At 40.9% G+C, this 2,682-nt stretch carries 1 protein-coding gene; it reads right to left on the bottom strand.

From position 1 onward, the window contains the following. The coding region (locus NQQ59_RS25170) for an amino acid adenylation domain-containing protein (RefSeq protein WP_257698474.1) at nt 1–2,682 on the bottom strand (2,682 nt) is incomplete at both ends.

Consider the following 2,682-nt stretch of genomic DNA (forward strand, 5'->3'; position numbering starts at 1 on the left):
ATCCAGAGGCTGATGAACATCATTGACAACTGAAATCAACAACTCCTTGTAATGCAATAGCATGCGATCAATGGTAGACCTGTCAAACAAAGCTGTGCAATACCCCATATCTAAAGTAATACCATTAGTACTTTCAGTGATATGCAATGTTAGATCAAATTTCGAATTAGGTGTTTCAAAACCATAATCTGAAAGTAAAATATCTTGCAATTCTAAACTTTCCTCTTTATATGAATCAGGTGTATTTTGCAATATAAACATTACCTGGAATAATGGACTCGTACTCATGTCACGATTAGTAATCATTTGATCCACTACTTTCTCAAATGGAACGAGCTGATGGTCATAACCACCCAATGTTGTTTCCTTTACTCTTTGTAAAAGCTCACTGAAACGTGGATTACCTCCTAAATCACTGCGCAGTGCCAGTACATTTATAAAAAATCCAATCATACCTTCCAACTCCGATTGGGTACGGTTTGCTATCGGTGTTCCTACACAGATATCATCCTGTCCACTGTATCGCAACAACAATACCTTAAAGGCCGACAGCAGCAGCATAAACAGAGTAACACCTTCTCTTTGACTCAATGCATTTAAGGACTCACTAAGTTCTTTATCCAAAACTAAGAAAATACTTGAACCTGCCATACTCTGTACAGAAGGACGAATGTAATCTGTTGGTAAAGATAACATAGTCACTCCTTGCAGCTGCTCCTGCCAATACGACAACTGGGATTCCAATACTGCTCCTTCCAGATACTTTCTCTGCCAGATCGCATAGTCCGCATACTGCAGAGATAACTCGGGTAAGACTGCCGTTCTTCCGGATTGAAGAGCGCTGTAAAGCTCCATGAATTCATTCACCAAAATACCACCTGACCAACCATCACTGGCAATATGATGAAGCACACAGGCCAGCACGTACTGCTGATTCCCTAAATCGTACAGGCAGCTTCTTAACTTATACTCTTTTGATAAATCAAAAGGCATTATTAGATACTCCTGAAGATCATTTTCAAATAATGCGGCATCGGTTACAGTTACCTGATCCAGTATCCAGTCCTCCACACCGATGACTTCCTGATATCCAACACCATCCTCTGACAACAAAACCGTACGAAGTACCTCATGACGAGAAACTATACTTTGCAATGTTTGTTCCAACACCGATACATCCAATGCCCCTTCCAGACGAAGGACAGTAGGAATATGATATTCTGTACTGCCTTGCAATTGATCTAAAAACCATAAACGCTCCTGACTGAATGACAATGGAATTCGCACCGGACGCTCCTCCGCAACAACAGCCGGTAATAATACTCCTGTAGACTGCAACGATACATGGCCACTTAAAGCTTCTATGCTTGTATATTCAAATACATCCCTTATTGATAACTCAACCGAAAGCTCCTTACGGACCATCGATACCAATCTCGTGGCCAATAAACTGTGGCCGCCCAACTCGAAGAAGTTGTCATGAATACCTACTTTTTCTATGCCAAGCAAGTTCTGCCAAATGGCAGCCAATTGCTCTTCCGTCTCTGTACGAGGCGCAACATACTCCTTGGTCGATAAATCCGAACTCTCAGGTTCAGGCAACGATTTCCTGTCAAGCTTACCGTTGGAGGTCAACGGCATCTGATCCAGTTCAACCCAGATCATAGGAACCATATATTCAGGCAAACTTGATTTCAGTTGATCCTGCAAATACGTCCTGTCCAGTTTCTCCTCCGATACCACATAACCCACAAGACGCTTGTTCCCTGATGCATCCTCCTTGGCCAGTACGCAGCACTGGCTGATTCCAGCTACCAAAGACAATGCATTCTCGATCTCGCCCAATTCGATTCGGTAACCGCGGATCTTAACCTGGTTGTCCTTCCTGCCGATGTATTCTATATTTCCATCAGGAAGCCAACGCGCAAGATCACCCGTCTTGTAAATTCTCTCTCCTGCTGCAAAAGGATTTGCTATAAACCTCTCAGCAGTCAATTCTTCTCGGTTCAGATAACCTCGCGCAACTCCCGCTCCTCCAATACAGAGTTCTCCAACTACTCCAACCGGTAATAAATTCATTTCCGAATCTAATATATATACCTGAGTATTGGCTATAGGAGTTCCTATGCTTATTTCTTTATCTCCACAATTACCTTTCTCATAAAAGGATATCGTAGAAGTTACTGTTGTTTCTGTCGGGCCATATTTATTATAAAATGAATAGGCTTCATTCCAAACTTTCATTAGATCTTTACCACAAATCTCCCCTCCAACAACTACTCTTCTCAAGGATTTTAAATCTGTCCTTACTGGTAGACTACTCAACATACTTGGAGTAGTATGGAAATGCGTGATTTTTTGAGAATCAATAAAACCAAGTAAATTTTCTGTATCCAGAATTATCTCTTTTGGGATCAAAACCAATTTACTACCATTCAATAATGTTATAAAAATTTGTTCTACAGAAGCATCAAATGCATAATTTGAAAACTGCAAAACAACATCACCTGAATCAATATTAAATGTATGGGACTGAGAAGTAATTAAGTTTACAACAGTATTATGTTCTATCATCACTCCCTTGGGCCTGCCTGTACTTCCAGAAGTATAAATCACATAGGCCAGATCACTTGGTCTTACTGCAACACTTAGGTTTTCTGTTGAATAGTTTGACATCCTCCC

The sequence above is a fragment of the Flavobacterium panacis genome, from assembly GCF_024649945.1.
Lineage (GTDB): Bacteria > Bacteroidota > Bacteroidia > Flavobacteriales > Flavobacteriaceae > Flavobacterium > Flavobacterium panacis.